At 61.3% G+C, this 14,517-nt stretch carries 11 protein-coding genes and 4 tRNA genes; 9 read left to right on the forward strand and 6 right to left on the reverse strand.

Translation table 11 applies throughout. From position 1 onward, the window contains the following. Positions 1-30: 30 nt before the first annotated feature. From sugE to rdgC, 3 genes are all read right to left on the reverse strand, one after another. Entirely contained in the window at positions 31-345 is a 315-nt protein-coding gene (gene sugE, locus AC3ISR_RS09600; RefSeq protein ID WP_105524638.1) for a quaternary ammonium compound efflux SMR transporter SugE, read from the reverse strand. Between the two features lie 109 nt (positions 346-454). Beyond that, complete coding sequence (locus tag AC3ISR_RS09605) at positions 455-1,420, reverse strand: bile acid:sodium symporter family protein (protein WP_463984293.1); 966 nt, start codon at positions 1,418-1,420, stop codon at positions 455-457. Positions 1,421-1,594: 174 nt separating this feature from the next. Then, positions 1,595-2,515, reverse strand: a complete 921-nt coding sequence (gene rdgC / locus AC3ISR_RS09610) for a recombination-associated protein RdgC (RefSeq protein WP_192298869.1) — start codon at positions 2,513-2,515, stop codon at positions 1,595-1,597. A gap of 159 nt (positions 2,516-2,674) precedes the next feature. Here rdgC and AC3ISR_RS09615 point away from each other — a divergent pair. The 3 genes from AC3ISR_RS09615 to AC3ISR_RS09625 all read left to right on the forward strand — a co-directional run bounded on the left by AC3ISR_RS09615 (position 2,675) and on the right by AC3ISR_RS09625 (position 3,417). Continuing rightward, positions 2,675-2,750 (forward strand) — tRNA-Val (locus AC3ISR_RS09615). Between the two features lie 19 nt (positions 2,751-2,769). Continuing rightward, a tRNA-Asp gene (locus AC3ISR_RS09620) sits at positions 2,770-2,846 on the forward strand. A 274-nt stretch (positions 2,847-3,120) separates the two neighbouring features. Then, a complete protein-coding gene (locus AC3ISR_RS09625; RefSeq protein ID WP_489324724.1) occupies positions 3,121-3,417 on the forward strand; it encodes a hypothetical protein in 297 nt (98 codons plus the stop codon). Positions 3,418-3,616: 199 nt separating this feature from the next. Here AC3ISR_RS09625 and AC3ISR_RS09630 read toward each other — a convergent pair whose 3' ends face one another. The 3 genes from AC3ISR_RS09630 to AC3ISR_RS09640 all read right to left on the reverse strand — a co-directional run bounded on the left by AC3ISR_RS09630 (position 3,617) and on the right by AC3ISR_RS09640 (position 7,636). Then, entirely contained in the window at positions 3,617-6,049 is a 2,433-nt protein-coding gene (locus AC3ISR_RS09630; protein WP_489324725.1) for a TonB-dependent siderophore receptor, read from the reverse strand. 78 nt (positions 6,050-6,127) lie between these two features. Beyond that, the gene (locus tag AC3ISR_RS09635; RefSeq protein WP_192298872.1) at positions 6,128-7,111 is read right to left on the reverse strand and encodes a FecR family protein; all 984 of its coding nucleotides are present in this window, start codon (positions 7,109-7,111) and stop codon (positions 6,128-6,130) included. A 6-nt stretch (positions 7,112-7,117) separates the two neighbouring features. After that, positions 7,118-7,636 (reverse strand): sigma-70 family RNA polymerase sigma factor, encoded by a 519-nt coding sequence (locus AC3ISR_RS09640; protein ID WP_192298873.1) that lies wholly within the window; start codon positions 7,634-7,636, stop codon positions 7,118-7,120. A gap of 200 nt (positions 7,637-7,836) precedes the next feature. Here AC3ISR_RS09640 and AC3ISR_RS09645 point away from each other — a divergent pair. The 6 genes from AC3ISR_RS09645 to AC3ISR_RS09670 all read left to right on the forward strand — a co-directional run bounded on the left by AC3ISR_RS09645 (position 7,837) and on the right by AC3ISR_RS09670 (position 14,394). Beyond that, a tRNA-Val gene (locus tag AC3ISR_RS09645) sits at positions 7,837-7,912 on the forward strand. Positions 7,913-7,931: 19 nt separating this feature from the next. Further along, positions 7,932-8,008, forward strand: a tRNA-Asp gene (locus AC3ISR_RS09650). 321 nt (positions 8,009-8,329) lie between these two features. Continuing rightward, positions 8,330-9,913, forward strand: coding sequence for a BCCT family transporter (locus AC3ISR_RS09655; protein WP_489324727.1), 1,584 nt, complete (start codon positions 8,330-8,332; stop codon positions 9,911-9,913). Between the two features lie 84 nt (positions 9,914-9,997). Next, a complete protein-coding gene (locus AC3ISR_RS09660) occupies positions 9,998-12,007 on the forward strand; it encodes a CocE/NonD family hydrolase (RefSeq protein WP_463984290.1) in 2,010 nt (669 codons plus the stop codon). A gap of 173 nt (positions 12,008-12,180) precedes the next feature. After that, positions 12,181-13,116, forward strand: a complete 936-nt coding sequence (locus AC3ISR_RS09665; protein ID WP_192298876.1) for a LysR substrate-binding domain-containing protein — start codon at positions 12,181-12,183, stop codon at positions 13,114-13,116. 6 nt (positions 13,117-13,122) lie between these two features. Then, a complete protein-coding gene (locus AC3ISR_RS09670; RefSeq protein ID WP_192298877.1) occupies positions 13,123-14,394 on the forward strand; it encodes an MFS transporter in 1,272 nt (423 codons plus the stop codon). Positions 14,395-14,517: the final 123 nt, after the last annotated feature.

Raw genomic sequence — 14,517 nt, forward strand, 5'->3', positions numbered from 1 at the left:
AGCAGGCTTGCTCGCGAAAGCGGTAGTGGCCTAAGTGCTGATCTTGAGCCCAATGAGCCCGCAAATAATCAACGCCACACTGGCCAACCGAAACAACGCCATGGATTCGCCAAACAGGATAATCCCGGCAATCACCGTACCCACGGCGCCCACGCCGGTCCAGACTGCATAGGCGGTGCCCAGCGGCAGTTCCTTCACGGCCAGCCCCAGCAGGCCAAGGCTGATGGCCATGGCGACAATCGTCAGGGCGGTGGGCAGGGGCTTGCTGAAGCCATCGGTGTATTTCAAGCCGACGGCCCAGCCGACTTCAAACAATCCGGCAAAAAACAGAATGATCCAGGACATGCTGACCCTCTTCTATATAGACGTGGGGTCGTCCCCGGATTAGGCGCTTGAGAGCGTCGCGGGGTCGTCCCCGCGAAGTTCGTTAGAGTGCCGAACTGTGCCCGGCGGATCAAGTTTGTGGGGTGTTCTCCAGTATGCGACGGTCTTCTTTCTCGCTCATGCGGCGGAAGTAGGTCGACAGCAATGCCCCGGAAATATTGTGCCAGACGCTGAACAGCGCACTCGGCACCGCCGCCAGCGGCGAGAAATGTGCACTGGCCAGTGCGGCGCCCAGCCCGGAGTTCTGCATGCCGACTTCCAGCGCCAACGACTTGCGCTGCGCCAATGGCAGCTTGAACACGCGGCCGGTGAAGTAGCCCAACAGGTAGCCGAAGCTGTTATGCAGCATCACCACGGCCATGATCAGTAGGCCTGATTCGGCGATCTTCGCCTGGCTGGCGGCCACCACCGCGGCGACGATGATCACGATGCTCACCACCGATACCAATGGCAACACGTCCACCGCATGCCGTACGCGTTCGCCGAGCACACGCTGCGCGACTACGCCGAGCACGATCGGCAGCAGCACCACTTGCAGGATCGACCAGAATAGCTCCATGAACGATACCGGCAGCCAGGCCGAGGCCAGCAACCAGATCAGCGCCGGGGTGAGCAGCGGGGCGAGGAGGGTGGTGACGGCGGCGATGGCCACCGACAGCGCCAGGTCGCCACGGGCCAGCCAGGTCATCACGTTGGACGAGGTGCCGCTTGGGCAGCAACCGACCAGAATCACGCCGACGGCAATTTCCGGCGGCAGGTGGAACGCCTGGCACAGCAACCACGCCACGCCCGGCATGATCACAAAGTGTGCGACCACGCCCAGGGCGACGCGCCACGGATGGCGGGCGACCTCGGCGAAGTCATCAATCTTGAGGGTCAGCCCCATGCCGAACATCACCAGGCCCAGCAGCGGCACGATGGCGGTTTTCAGGCCGATGAACCAGCCCGGTTCGAGGAACGCCAGTACCGCGAACATCAGCACCCAGTAGGCGAAGGTATTGCCGACGAAGCGGCTCAGGGCGGCGAGTGCGCGCATGGGAGTGTCCTTGTTATTAGTGAATGATTCTGCTTGGAAACCCAATCAAATGTGGGAGCGGGCTTGCCCGCGAATACGCTGTGTCAGTCAACCGTGGTGGCGACTGATCCGCCGCATTCGCGAGCAAGCCCGCTCCCACACAAGCCCGCTTCTATAGGTAGAGCTTCACATGGCTTAGATGCCTTGTGGCGTCTCTTCACCGCCCAGGGCTTCAACCAGCGCCGGGATGAACTCGCCGAACGTCAGCATCATCAGGGTGAAGCTTGCGTCCAGTTGGCCCAGGGCTTCGTCGCCGCCGTCCTGTTCCGCCTGGTCTTGCAGCAGGTCTTCGAACTTCAGGCGTTTGACGGTCATCTTGTCGTCAAGCATGAAGGACAGCTTGTCCTGCCAGGCCAGGGCCAGTTGGGTCACGACTTTGCCGGTGGTCAGGTGCAGCTGGATCTCTTCGCCGGTCAGGTCCTGGCGCTTGCAGCGCACGATGCCGCCGTCTTCGTGGGTGTCGCGCAGTTCGCATTCGTCGAGGACGAAGAAGTCATCGGCCGGTTTCTGGGTGGTGACCCAGTCGGTCATGATCGCGGTTGGCGCTGTTTTTACGGTCAGCGGGCGAACGGGCAGGGTGCCGATCACTTCACGCAGTGTCGACAGCAGATCTTCGGCGCGTTTCGGGCTGGCCGAGTTCACCAGGATCAGGCCCTGTTTTGGCGCGATGGCGGCGAAGGTCGACGAACGACGGATAAAGGCGCGCGGCAGGAAGGCCTGGATGATTTCATCCTTGAGCTGGTCGCGTTCCTTCTTATAGACCTTGCGCATTTGCTCGGCCTCGATTTCTTCGACTTTTTCTTTCAGTGCGTCACGCACCACGCTACCCGGCAGGATACGTTCTTCCTTGCGCGCAGCGATCAGCAGGAAGTCACCGCTGACGTGAACCAGGGGAGCGTCTTCACCTTTACCGAAAGGCGCGACGAAACCGTAAGTGGTCAACTCCTGGCTGGCACACGGGCGCGCCAGTTTGGTGGCCATGGCCGCTTCCAACGCCTCGGCATCAACGGGCAGATCTTGGGTCAGGCGATAGATAAGCAGGTTCTTGAACCACATGGGGTGAGTCTCTCCTTTATACAAAGGCGGGCATTATTGTCTTGATCACGTCTGAGGCCAACCCTGCCTAAGCCATTGGAAGGCCTCAAAAAAAAGATTTAAGAAAGTGCTTGCCAGACCTTGGGTCGCTCCGTAGAATGCGCGCCACACCGAGACGAAGGGTGATTAGCTCAGCTGGGAGAGCATCTGCCTTACAAGCAGAGGGTCGGCGGTTCGATCCCGTCATCACCCACCATTCGCCTCATGTGTTACGCGCAGCGGTAGTTCAGTCGGTTAGAATACCGGCCTGTCACGCCGGGGGTCGCGGGTTCGAGTCCCGTCCGCTGCGCCATATTCGGTAACCTGGAACACTGAACGCCAGGTCACCACAGGAAGCCCGCTCATTGAGCGGGCTTTTTTGTGCCTGAAATTCCTTCCTTGCATATCCCGGCAGGACGAGTCCACCCAGAAAAATCGCCAGGCCAGTGGCAGACGAGCAATTGCTGGCGCGTCGCAAGGCTGGTTTTTCAACATTCAAATCCGAGCGCCTGCCGGTGCTCCATGAATTCTGCACCAGCCTAGGGTTTGAACAACCTCACGAGGTCCTGAACACGCCCGGGAAATTTTTGGCCCAATTGGACAGCGGTTTTCGAAGTGCAGTGATCAGTGAGGCCAACCGTATATGGTTCATTACCCGTATCGGTTACTACATCGGCGAGTACCTGGCGACACGGTATGACGGGTATTGGCAGGTCGATGAAGACCCGGCGTCGCCTACCTTCGCACGTTATGTGGTCGGCGGTTTCTCCTTCGACGGGGTAACCACGCCAATGGTCGACCCAATGGAGATGGCTCGGCAGTACGCCGATACGCCCACACCAAGGTCCCTGGTTCAGGAAATCGATAAAGTGTTGGTCAAGTAAACGTGATGACTCATGATCAGATCCTGAAACACACAGCCGACGCACGTGTGCCAGCACCTGGAACTTCGGTCCACTTGATTGAGTAGCAGACTGCTCAAGTGATCCGCGCCGCCTCATTGCAATATTGAACGTAGAAAGCCCGCTCAATGAGCGGGCTTTTTTTGTCTGCGATTTTTGTAGGCACAAGGTATGTTGGCGTTTAGAAATCCCAGCGGGTAGTGACCATGAAGTTGCGCGGCTCGCCATAGGCCGCAGAGTTATAGAAGCCGATGTTGGTGTAGTAGGACTTGTCGAAGATATTGTTGACGTTCAACGTCGCCGACAGGTTTTTGCTGATCTGATACTTGCTCATAAGGTCCACCAGCCAATAAGCATCCTGGGAAAACTCTTCATAGCCGCCGCGCGGGCTGTTGTAGATGTCCTGCCAGCCCACGCTCTGCCAGCGCACGCCGCCGCCGACGGTCAACTTGTCGAGGTTGCCCTTGAGTTTGTAGGTGGTGTACAGCTTGACCTGGTCTTCAGGCTCAAACGTGGAGATCTTCACGCCCTGATCGTCGCGCACAATCTTGTGCGTGTAGCCCGCCTGGAGCTGCCAGCCCGGGGCGACTTCGCCGGACATCTCCACTTCATAACCCTTGGTTACCGCCTTGCTGCTCTTGTAGGCATAGTTGCTCGGTGTCGGCTTGAGATTGTTGTACTCGTCGTCAGACAGCGCGCGATTGGACTCATGGATCTCAAAGTACGCCGCGCTGGCGTTGACCCGGCCATCGAGGAAGTCGGCCTTGATCCCCAGTTCCCAGTTCTGGCCTTCGTCCGGCTCCAGCAGCTTGTTGTCGCGGTCGCGGTTGTAGTTTTCCTGGGGCATGAAAATGTCGGTGTAGCTGGCGTACACCGTGTACGTGTCGTTCAGGTCGTAGACCGCACCAACATACGGCACGACCCGCCCGGACTCGCGATAGTTGGGGTTGTAGCCGGTGACCTGATAGTTGACCAGGCGTGCGCCGAGCAACACCTTGAGGTCGTCGGCGAGGTTCAGGCGCGTGGTCGCGTAGGCGCCGGTCTGGCGCACGGTGTCGTCGATCAGCGATTGCGCCTTGCCCCAGTCCGGCATCGTCGCGTGGCCGCGCCAGTGATTGAAGTCGACAATATTGGGTGCCAGGTTCCAATAGCCTTTGCCGTTCCATTCCGACGCGCTGATCGAACCGCCCAGCACCAACTCATGTTCACGCCCACCGAGGCTGTACGGCCCGCTCACATACAGGTCGGCGGAATCGCTGACGGTCTCGCCGGTGTATTTGCCCGAGGTCAATTGCGCGGTGCCATCCGGCTGCGGCTGGTCGCCCTGAATCGAGCCCATCAGCGCGTGGTAGCCGTTGATCTTGTGGTCCAGTTGCAGCTTGGTGACCCAGCCATTGCCCAGGTCATGTTCCAGCATGGCGAATACCGTGCGGGTGTATTGCTCCCAACTGCTCCACTCGGCGGCGTTGTTGAACGAGCGCTTGACGCTGTTGCGATTGCCCTGGGAGTCGATCAGCGGAAAGCTGCCCGACCAGGACGAGCCCTTTGGCAGCGTGTCCTGGTAGTCACCGCCTACGGTCAACAGGGTATCGGGTGACAGGTCGAATTCCATGATGCCGTAGTACGTCGGGCTCTGGCGCGAGTAGTGGTCCATGAAGGAATGCTTGTCCTGGTACGCCGCGACGGCTCGGCCACGCACGTTGCCGCTGTCGGTCAGCGGGCCGCTGACGTCCAGTTCGCTGCGATAGTTGTCCCACGAGCCGGCGCCGAGGCTCGCGTGGCCCTGGAAGTCTGCAGTGGGTTTCTTGCGCACCAGATTGATGGTCGCGCCCAGTGAGCCGGCGCCGGTGAGCAGGCCGGTGGCGCCCTTGAGCACTTCGACGCGGTCGTAGATCGCCATGTCGCTCAGGGTGTTGCCCGCCGAGTACGCGACGTTGCGCGCGGTCGAGGGGATGCCGTCGTACTGGAAGTTGTTGATCGAGAAGCCGCGCGCATAGTAGTTGCTGCGCTCGCTGTCAAAGGCCGACACGGTGATGCCGGGAGTGTGGCGCATCACGTCGTCGACGTTGTTCAGGCCGAAGTCATCCATGTGCTGGCGGGTGACCACCGACACCGATTGCGGGGTTTCCTTGGGCGTCAGCACCAGGCGGGTCGAGGTCGCGATGGCGCCGGGTGTGTAGGAACCGGTGTCTTCGGTAACGTTGCCCAGCAGGTTGGCGCTGACCTGGGTCGGGCCCAGTTCCAGGGTGCCGTTGTCGGCCGTGGGGGCGGGCTGCAGCGCATATACCTGGCCGTCTTTAACCGCGCGATAACCACTGCCTTGCAGCAGGCGGTCGAAGCCCTCCTGGATGGCGTAGTTGCCTTGCAACCCCGGGCCGTTGAGGCCCTCCAGCGCGGGGGATTGAAACACGATGGCCACGCCGGCCTGTTGCGCAAAGCGATTGAGCGATGCCCCCAGGGGGCCTGCGGGGATGTCGTAGGCGGGGGCGACGACGTTGGCCGTGTCGGCCTGCGCCGGTCTGATGTTCAGCACGGTGGCGGTGAGTATGGCCAAGGACAGGGGCGCGATTTTCAGTAGGTCAAAGCGCCCGCGTGAGTAGGAAGGGGTCTGCATGGTGAAGGCAATCCTTTACGTGTCGAATTACCTTGCTTGACGGGCAAGTCTGAGAAAACCGGAAGCTAATGCGAATAATTATTTTTTGGCGCTGTCGTCGCGGTCGACGAAGATCAGCCAGTTGGTAAAGTTTCTGACCTTGATCGGTAAGGTTTGCGCGAGTAACTGCAGGGCGTGGTTGCTGTCGTCCAGGGGGATCACCGCCGATACGCGCAGGTTTTGCAGGGCGGCGCGGTCGAATTGCACATGTGCGGCATGGTGACGGGCGATCTCATCGAGCACCTCGGGCAATGGCCGGTTGTCCACGACCAATTGGTGACGGCGCCAGGCATCATTGATGCTGGCGGGGTCGATGCGGCCGCTCAGGCGCACGCCGTCGTGGCTGAGCAGGGCCTGGGTGCCGGCATCGACTTCCAGGGTCTGCTGGGTGTTCGCGCTCTGCGCCGCGACCCGCGACTGCAACATGCTCAATACGGTGACATCACCGTCACGCTTGACCACAAACCGCGTGCCCAGCGCCCGCAAGGTGCCTTGGGCGGTCTGCACGATAAACGGCCGGGCCGGGTCGTGAGCCACCTCCACCAGGATCTCGCCTTGCAGCAGCTCGATGCGGCGCTGCACGGCGTCGAAATGCAGATTCGCCGCGCTGATCCCGTTCAGCGTCAACGTGGAACCGTCCGCCAGTTGCAGGGTTTGCCACTGACCCGGACCGTTGCGCACATCGGCCATCCATTGTTGCGGGTACGGGCTGACCAGCAGCGCCGCCGCTGGAATCGCCAGGCTGCACGCCAGCAGCAGGGCGCGCACGGCATTTTTGCGGCGATGGGCTTTCTGGTGGGCAAACGCCGCGCTTAATGCCGACCGCGCCGGCGACCTGGTGCCACGCAGGGCCTGCATCCGGGTGATGACTTCTTCCATGCGCGCGGCCGCTGCGGCGTAATGCGGGCCCTGTTGCTTCCAGCATTCGAATGCCAGCTGCTGGGCCTCGCTCAGTTCCCCTTCGTGCAGGCGCAGCATCCATTCGGCGGCTTGCTCTTCGATCTGTTGGCGGGCGTCGGGCATGTGCGATCAAGTATCCAGGCTATGGCTGCAATGCATGAGTGCCTGGATCAGGTACTTGCGCACGGTGCGTTCCGACAACTTCAGCTGTTGGGCGATCTGTTGCTGGGTCAATTCTTCGAGGTAATAGAGTACGAACGCCTGGCGCGAGTACTCATGCATGCCTTCGAGGATAAACGCGATCTGCTCCAGGGCTTCGAGGGTGGTATGGATCTGTTCCGGCGATTGGAATCCTTCGAGGGCGTCCACCGTCAGTGCCAACTCTTGCAGATACGCTTGTTCAATCTGCCTGCGTCGCGCCTGATCGATTATCAGGCGTCGCGCCGTGGTACTCAGGTACGCCCGTGGTTCGCGGATGTGCGCCACGGATTCGCGTGCATTGAGGATGCGCGCAAAGGTGTCTTGCGCCAGGTCCGCCGCGTTCTGGCGACAGCCCAATTTGCGCCGCAGCCACGCCAGCAGCCAGCCGTGATGCTCGCTGTAGAGCGCGGTAATTTCCCGCTGGAAGGGCGGTTCACCCACAGACATAGGCGTGGCTCGAGCGTTATTGAGAATGGTTTTTAATTGTGAGGCCAAGTGTCGGGTAAACGCAATAGAGTCGCGTTTGGGCCCCGCAAGCCCGTATTTACGGGGTTTGCGCCGTCTACAGAAAAATATTTCAAATAAATTGCATTTAAATCAAGACATTGCGGATTTTTGATGTATGATGCCGCCCACACCGAAACGAAGGGTGATTAGCTCAGCTGGGAGAGCATCTGCCTTACAAGCAGAGGGTCGGCGGTTCGATCCCGTCATCACCCACCATTCGCTTCAAGTGTTACGCGCAGCGGTAGTTCAGTCGGTTAGAATACCGGCCTGTCACGCCGGGGGTCGCGGGTTCGAGTCCCGTCCGCTGCGCCATATTCGGTAACCTGGAACACTGAACGCCAGGTCACCACTAGAAAGCCCGCTCATTGAGCGGGCTTTTTTTCGTCTGCGATTTTCCTCTTGGCGCCTTGCCGTTGTGCACTGCACGTTCACCTTGAACTGTGCCGGTGCGCCATGACGTGGGGGAATACCCCCATGCACATTGGTCGATTGCGCCCCTGGCCGCTTAAACGGTTATCTATAGCCACGCGAAGACTTCCAGGCGAGCTGCCGACGGCAGGATGCTGCGGTGCCCGCCCTCTAACAATGGCCTTTCAAGGCGATAAAAATAGTCTGCAAGGGGAATGGCTCTACATGAAATATCCATTGCGTCCGTTGGTGTTCTGGCCAACTTTCCTGATCCTGCTGGCGGCGGTGATCGCCAGCTACGTCGACCTGAATGCATTCCTTGCGCTGAGCAAGCAGCTCAACAACCTGATCCTCAAGAACTTCTCCTGGCTGTTCAGCGCTGGCTCGTTTGCCATGGTGGTGCTGACCGCTATCGTGTATTTCTCCGCATTGGGCAAGGTGCGCATCGGCGGTGAGGACGCTCGGCCGTTGCTGAGCAAATGGCGCTGGTTCATGGTGGCGCTGTGCACCACACTGGCCGTCGGCGTGCTGTTCTGGACCACTGCCGAACCGCTCTACCACCTGTATTCCCCACCGACCAGCCTGCCGATTGAAGCGGGCAGTTCAGCGGCGAAAAGCTTTGCTATGTCGACCATGTTCCTGCACTGGACCATCACCCCATACGCCATCTACCTGGTGCCGTCCCTGGTATTTGCGCTGGTGTTCTACAACCGCCGCAGTAACTTCTCGATTGGCGCGATGCTCGAACCCTTGCTGGGCGCGGCGCGGGTCAAGCGCTACGCCGGGCTGATCGACACCTTGGCGATGTTCGCCCTGGTCGCCGGCATGGCCTCGTCCCTGGGCACGGGCGCACTGACTCTGGCCGGAGGCCTGAGCCAATACATCGGCGGCGAAACTACACCGTTCCGTTTAGCGATCATCATCGCGATCATCGTCATCACCTTTGTCGCCTCGGCCGCCAGCGGCCTGCAGCGCGGCATTGTGATGCTGTCGTCGTTCAACACCTGGATCATGCTCGCCCTCGGCCTGTTCGTGCTGTTGTGCGGGCCGACCCTGTACATGTTCAGCCTCGGCGTCGAATCCCTCGGCGTGTACCTCGACACCTTCTTCAGCCGCAGCCTGTCCACCGGCGCCGCAAGCGGCGACACCTGGCCGCAGAGTTGGACGGTGTTCTACTGGTCGGTGTGGTTTGCCTGGGCGCCGGTCAGCGCGCTGTTTCTCGGCAAGATCGGTCGGGGCTACACCGTGCGCGAATTCATCCATATCAACATGCTCTACCCGGCGTTGTTCACGGCGGTGTGGATCTGCATCTTCTCCGGCGCCAGCCTGTATTTCGATGCGCTCGGAGACGGCAGCCTCAACCGCGTATTGAACGAACAGGGCGTGGAGCATGTGCTGTACCAGATGTTCCAGCACCTGCCGGCCAGCGGCTTGATGATCGCGTTCCTGCTGTTCGTGGCGTTCATCTCGTTTGTCACCGCGGCGGACTCCAGCACCGACGTGATCGCCAACCTGTGCAGCAAAGGTGTGACTGCCGACTCCGACCTCGACGGCAACCCGATGTTGAAGATCGTGTGGGGCGTGATCATCGGCACAGTGTCGTGGGTGATGGTGTCGTTCATCGGCATCGACGGGGTGAAGATGCTGTCCAACCTCGGTGGTTTGCCGGGGATGATCCTGGTGCTGCTGGCCAGTACCTCACTGATTTTCTGGCTGAAGAACCCGGCGTTGCTCGACGTGAAACGCTTGCGACCGACCACTGAGCCCGAGCTGCGTGGTACCAGCGCCGTCACCGAATTTGCCCGCTAGACCCTCAAACCTGTGTGTCTGCCCACGCGCTCCACGACGAGCGCGGGGGCGTCGTTTGTTCGCAATAAAAGTTTGGAGTTACCGATGGAAATCGTTACCGAATTTGCCTACAAGGTCCGTGAAATCGAGCACTGCCTGATCCCGCTGAAGGACGGCACCCAGCTGGCCGCGCGCATCTGGCTGCCGGAAGTCGCCGGCCTGCAAACCTTCCCCGCCATCCTCGAATACCTGCCGTACCGCAAACGCGACGGTACGGCCGTGCGCGATGCGCTGACTCACCCGTGGATGGCCGGGCAGGGCTACGTGTGCGTGCGTGTCGACATGCGCGGCAACGGCGAATCCGAAGGCTTGATGGCCGACGAATACCTGTTGCAGGAACAGGACGACGCCCTCGAAGTGATCGACTGGCTGTGCCAGCAGCCGTGGTGCGACGGCAACGTCGGCATGATGGGCATCTCCTGGGGCGGCTTCAACGGCCTGCAAGTCGCGGCGCGCCAACCCGAGGCGCTGAAGGCGATCATCACCCTGTGCTCCACCGACGACCGCTTCGCCGATGACATCCACTACAAGGGCGGCAACCTGCTGCTGGAGAACTTTGGCTGGGCCGCGACCATGCTCAATTTCAGCGCTGCCGTGCCCGACCCGCTGCTGGTTGGCGACGCCTGGAAAACCCTTTGGCAGCAACGCCTGGACAGCATGCCGCTGCTCGCCGAAACCTGGTTGCAACACCAGACCCGCGACGATTACTGGCGCCACGGCTCGGTGTGCGAGGACTATTCACAGATCAAGGCGGCGGTGTATGCGGTGGGCGGCTGGGGTGATGCCTACCGCAATACCGTGTCGCGGCTGATGCAGCATCTTCCGGGGCCGAAGAAGGCAATGATCGGCCCGTGGATTCACAAATATCCACACTTCGCCGTGCCGAATCCGGCCATCGGCTTTCTGCAAGAAGCCAAACGCTGGTGGGATCACTGGTTGAAAGGCATCGATAACGGGGTAATGGATGATGCGGCCTGCACATTCTTCCTACAGGATGTGCTGCCGCCCAAGGGCAGTTACGCCGAGCGACCGGGGATCTGGGTGCAGACGGCGGGGTGGCCGGCGCCCCAGGTGCAGTGGACTGATTTCAGCCTCGGCGAGCACGGCCTGATCCCTGGCCGACAACCATTGGCCACGCCGCGCAGTATCTGTTCGCCGCTGACCACCGGCCTGCACCAGGGCGAGTACTGCGCCATCTGGTTCGGCCCCGACGGCCCGACTGACCAGCGCCGCGACGACGCTCATTCGCTGTGCTTCGACTCGCCGGTGCTGACTGAACCGCTGGCGCTATTGGGCGATGCGCGTCTCACGCTGCACCTGGCCAGTGACACGGCTTGCGGTCAATTGGTGGCGCGGCTGAATGCGATTGCGCCGGATGGCCAGGTCACACAGATCAGCTATGGCGTACTCAATCTCACGCTTCGTGAGGACTTTTCCCGTGTTACCCCTGTAGTCCCTGGCGCACCAATGGACGTGCACCTGAGCCTGGACCACATCGGCATGCGCTTGCCCGCTGGCTATCGTCTGCGCCTGGCTTTGAGCACCGCGAGTTTCCCGTTGCTGTGGCCGAGCCGTGAGCTGACCACCCTGACCTTGCTGCCTGCCCTGCAAAGCCTGCAACTGCCGGTGTTCAGCGGCGCGGCGGTGGACTGCCCGTTCGAAGCGCCGCAGGCCGCCACTCCGGTTGCCCTGCAAGTGCTGCGCGCCGCGGCGCCGAAACGCACCTTGATCGAAGACGTGGGCAGTGGCGAAGTCTGCGTGAAGATCGAGGACGACCTCGGCTCGGTGCGGTTTACCGACCACGGCCTGGCGGTGGACCAACGTTGCACTGAGCAATACCGCACCTCTGCCTGGGACCCGTTGTCGACCCGTGCCGACATCCAGTGGCACTACCGCGTCGGTCGCGACGAATGGGCGGTGGAGGTGGAAAGCCGTCTGAGCGTGCACGCCGATGCCGAGTGGTTCTATGTCGAAGCGGAGCAGACTGCCTGGGAGAACGGCCAGCTGGAGCACCGCCGCCAATGGAGCAAGCGCGTGGCCAGGGTCGCGCTGTAAGCGAGCAACTGGCAGGATGCCTGCCAACGAATGCCAGTCGTCAGTAAAGGGCGAACGCACTACCTGTGGCGAGGGAGCTGGCTCCCTCGCCACAGGTGACGTTTTACGCTTTCGGGTGCTTGACTGGCTGGCATCAAGGGCACCCGAGTCTGTCTCTGCTATTGGAACCTGTCATGTCGCGCCGAAACGTCGATCTTCCCCCGCTCAATTGCTTGCAGACTTTCGAAGCGGCGGCCCGCCATTTGAGTTTTACCCAGGCCGCCCATGAATTGAACCTGACCCAGAGCGCGGTCAGCCGCCAGGTCAAGCGCCTGGAAGAAGACCTCGCCCGCCCGCTGTTCTATCGACTGGCCCAGGGGCTGAGCCTGACACCCGCCGGGGTGCGTTACTTCCGCACGATCCAGCGCCTGCTGCGCGAACTCGATCGTGAGTCCGCCGAACTGCGCCGACGCGGCGCCGACCGCCAGTTGACCCTGGCCAGCACGCCGACCATCAGCTCGATCTGGCTGGCCGGCTTGTTGCCGCAATTCCAGCGCGAACACCCGGACCTGGACATCCGCATCCTGTGCAGTGAAAGCCCCGGCCATCTGGATGTCAGCGAATATGACCTGGGCCTGTTCTATCACCTCGACGAACTGCCGGCGCCCCATGGCCTGGAGCTGTCGCCGGTGTTCGACAACGAGCAGGTCATCACTGTGTGTAGCCCTGCCTATATAGAGCGTCACGGTCCGATTCGCGATGTGGAGCACTTGCTGCACGCCCACACCTTATTGATCGTCGAGGACCACTACCACGACTGGCTGACCTGGACCGATTGGTTTGCCGATGTCGGCGCCCACTACCACACCCCGCGGCATGCGCTGCGCACCAACAGCTATCAGCTGTTGATGCAGTCGGCGGTCATGGGCCATGGCGTGACCCTCGGCTGGAAGAGTCTGCTGCAAGGCGAACTCGACGCCGGTCGCCTGCAAATGGCCTTGCCCCACACCATGCACAGCCGGGGGCGCCTGCACCTGATGCAACCCCATCACCGCAACCCGCCATCGGCGGCGCGCAGTTTTCGCCAATGGCTGCTGGCCCATGCCAGCCATGTGAACAAGCCTCTCTGAGCCACCATGAACCTGACTTTTCTGACCTTCCCCGCGCTGTACAGCGCGACCATCCTGATGCTCACCGGCAACGGCTTGTTTTTCAGTTTTATCGGCCTGCGCTTGAGTAGCCAGGGCATCAACGAAGTGTGGATCGGTGCGCTGACGGCGGCGTACTACGGGGGGATGGTCTGCGGTGCCAAGTTCGGCCACCGCATGATCGCCGGCGTCGGGCACGTGCGCTCGTATGTGGCCTGTGCCGGAGTCGCCACCATCATCGTGCTGCTGCACGTGTTGTTCGAGCAGTTGGCGTTCTGGCTGGCGCTGCGGTTTGTGATGGGCCTGGTGATGATGAACCAGTACATGGTCATCGAAAGCTGGCTCAACGAGCAGGCGGAAAACAACCGGCGCGGCGCGGTGTTCGCCGGTTACATGGTTGCGGTGTCCCTGGGCTTGATGCTGGGGCAGGGCGTGCTGATCTGGCGTCCGGAGCTGGATTTCAAACCGCTGATTATCGTCGCGATCTGCTTTGCCGCCTGCCTGCTGCCGGTGACCATGACCAAGCGCCTGCACCCGGCGAAGCTGGTAGCGGCACCGCTGGAAGTGGGGTTTTTCTGGCAACGGGTGCCCCAGGCGCTGACCACCGTGTTTGTCACCGGCCTGATGATCGGCGCGTTCTACGCCCTGGCCCCGGTGTTTGCCACACGCAACGGCTTGAGCACGGGTGAGGCAAGTACGTTTGTCGCGGTGTCGATTTTTGCCGGGCTGTGCGGTCAGTGGCCCATCGGCTGGCTGTCGGACCGCATTGACCGCTCGCGCTTGATCCGCGCCTGCGCGTTGGCGTTGGGGCTGTTGGTGGTCCCGCTGTGGGGGCTGGTACAACTGCCTTACGCGTGGTTGTTGCTGTTCGGTTTTCTCAGCGGCTTGCTGCTGTTCACCCTCTACCCGTTGGCGGTGGCGCTGGCCAATGACAACGTCGAGCAGCCGCGACGTGTACCGTTGAGCGCGATGATGCTCGCCACCCACGGCATTGGTGCCAGCCTGGGGCCGATACTCAGCGGCGCGTTGATGAACAGCTACGGCCACGGCGCGTTCTACATGCTGTTTTCCGCCTGTGCGCTGCTGCTGATCTGGCGCGTGCAGCCCAAGCAGGTCACCGGCGAATACCTGGTCGACGGCGCACCGTTGCACCACGTCGCCATGCCCGAACATCCAATGGGCGCGGTACTCGATCCGCGTGTCGACGAAATCCCCGAGGCGCTGGTGATCAACGACCCGCCGCCCGACATCAAGGTGTGACGGCTATTCGGCTTTTTTCTTGCGCGGCCGGCGCGTGGCCAAATGCTCGAAACAAAACGACGCGGTGCCGAACACGGCGATCAGGGTCAGTACGAGCATGCCGAGGGTTGAGCTTTCCACGGT

Source organism: Pseudomonas sp. GL_117, assembly GCF_057835125.1.

Coding starts and splice junctions, on each gene's coding strand:
- sugE (WP_105524638.1), bottom strand. CDS start 345: ATGTCCTGGATCATTCTGTTTTTTGCCGGATTGTTTGAAGTCGGCTGG.
- AC3ISR_RS09605 (WP_463984293.1), bottom strand. CDS start 1,420: ATGCGCGCACTCGCCGCCCTGAGCCGCTTCGTCGGCAATACCTTCGCC.
- rdgC (WP_192298869.1), bottom strand. CDS start 2,515: ATGTGGTTCAAGAACCTGCTTATCTATCGCCTGACCCAAGATCTGCCC.
- AC3ISR_RS09630 (WP_489324725.1), bottom strand. CDS start 6,049: ATGCAGACCCCTTCCTACTCACGCGGGCGCTTTGACCTACTGAAAATC.
- AC3ISR_RS09635 (WP_192298872.1), bottom strand. CDS start 7,111: ATGCCCGACGCCCGCCAACAGATCGAAGAGCAAGCCGCCGAATGGATG.
- AC3ISR_RS09640 (WP_192298873.1), bottom strand. CDS start 7,636: ATGTCTGTGGGTGAACCGCCCTTCCAGCGGGAAATTACCGCGCTCTAC.
- AC3ISR_RS09655 (WP_489324727.1), top strand. CDS start 8,330: ATGAAATATCCATTGCGTCCGTTGGTGTTCTGGCCAACTTTCCTGATC.
- AC3ISR_RS09660 (WP_463984290.1), top strand. CDS start 9,998: ATGGAAATCGTTACCGAATTTGCCTACAAGGTCCGTGAAATCGAGCAC.
- AC3ISR_RS09665 (WP_192298876.1), top strand. CDS start 12,181: ATGTCGCGCCGAAACGTCGATCTTCCCCCGCTCAATTGCTTGCAGACT.
- AC3ISR_RS09670 (WP_192298877.1), top strand. CDS start 13,123: ATGAACCTGACTTTTCTGACCTTCCCCGCGCTGTACAGCGCGACCATC.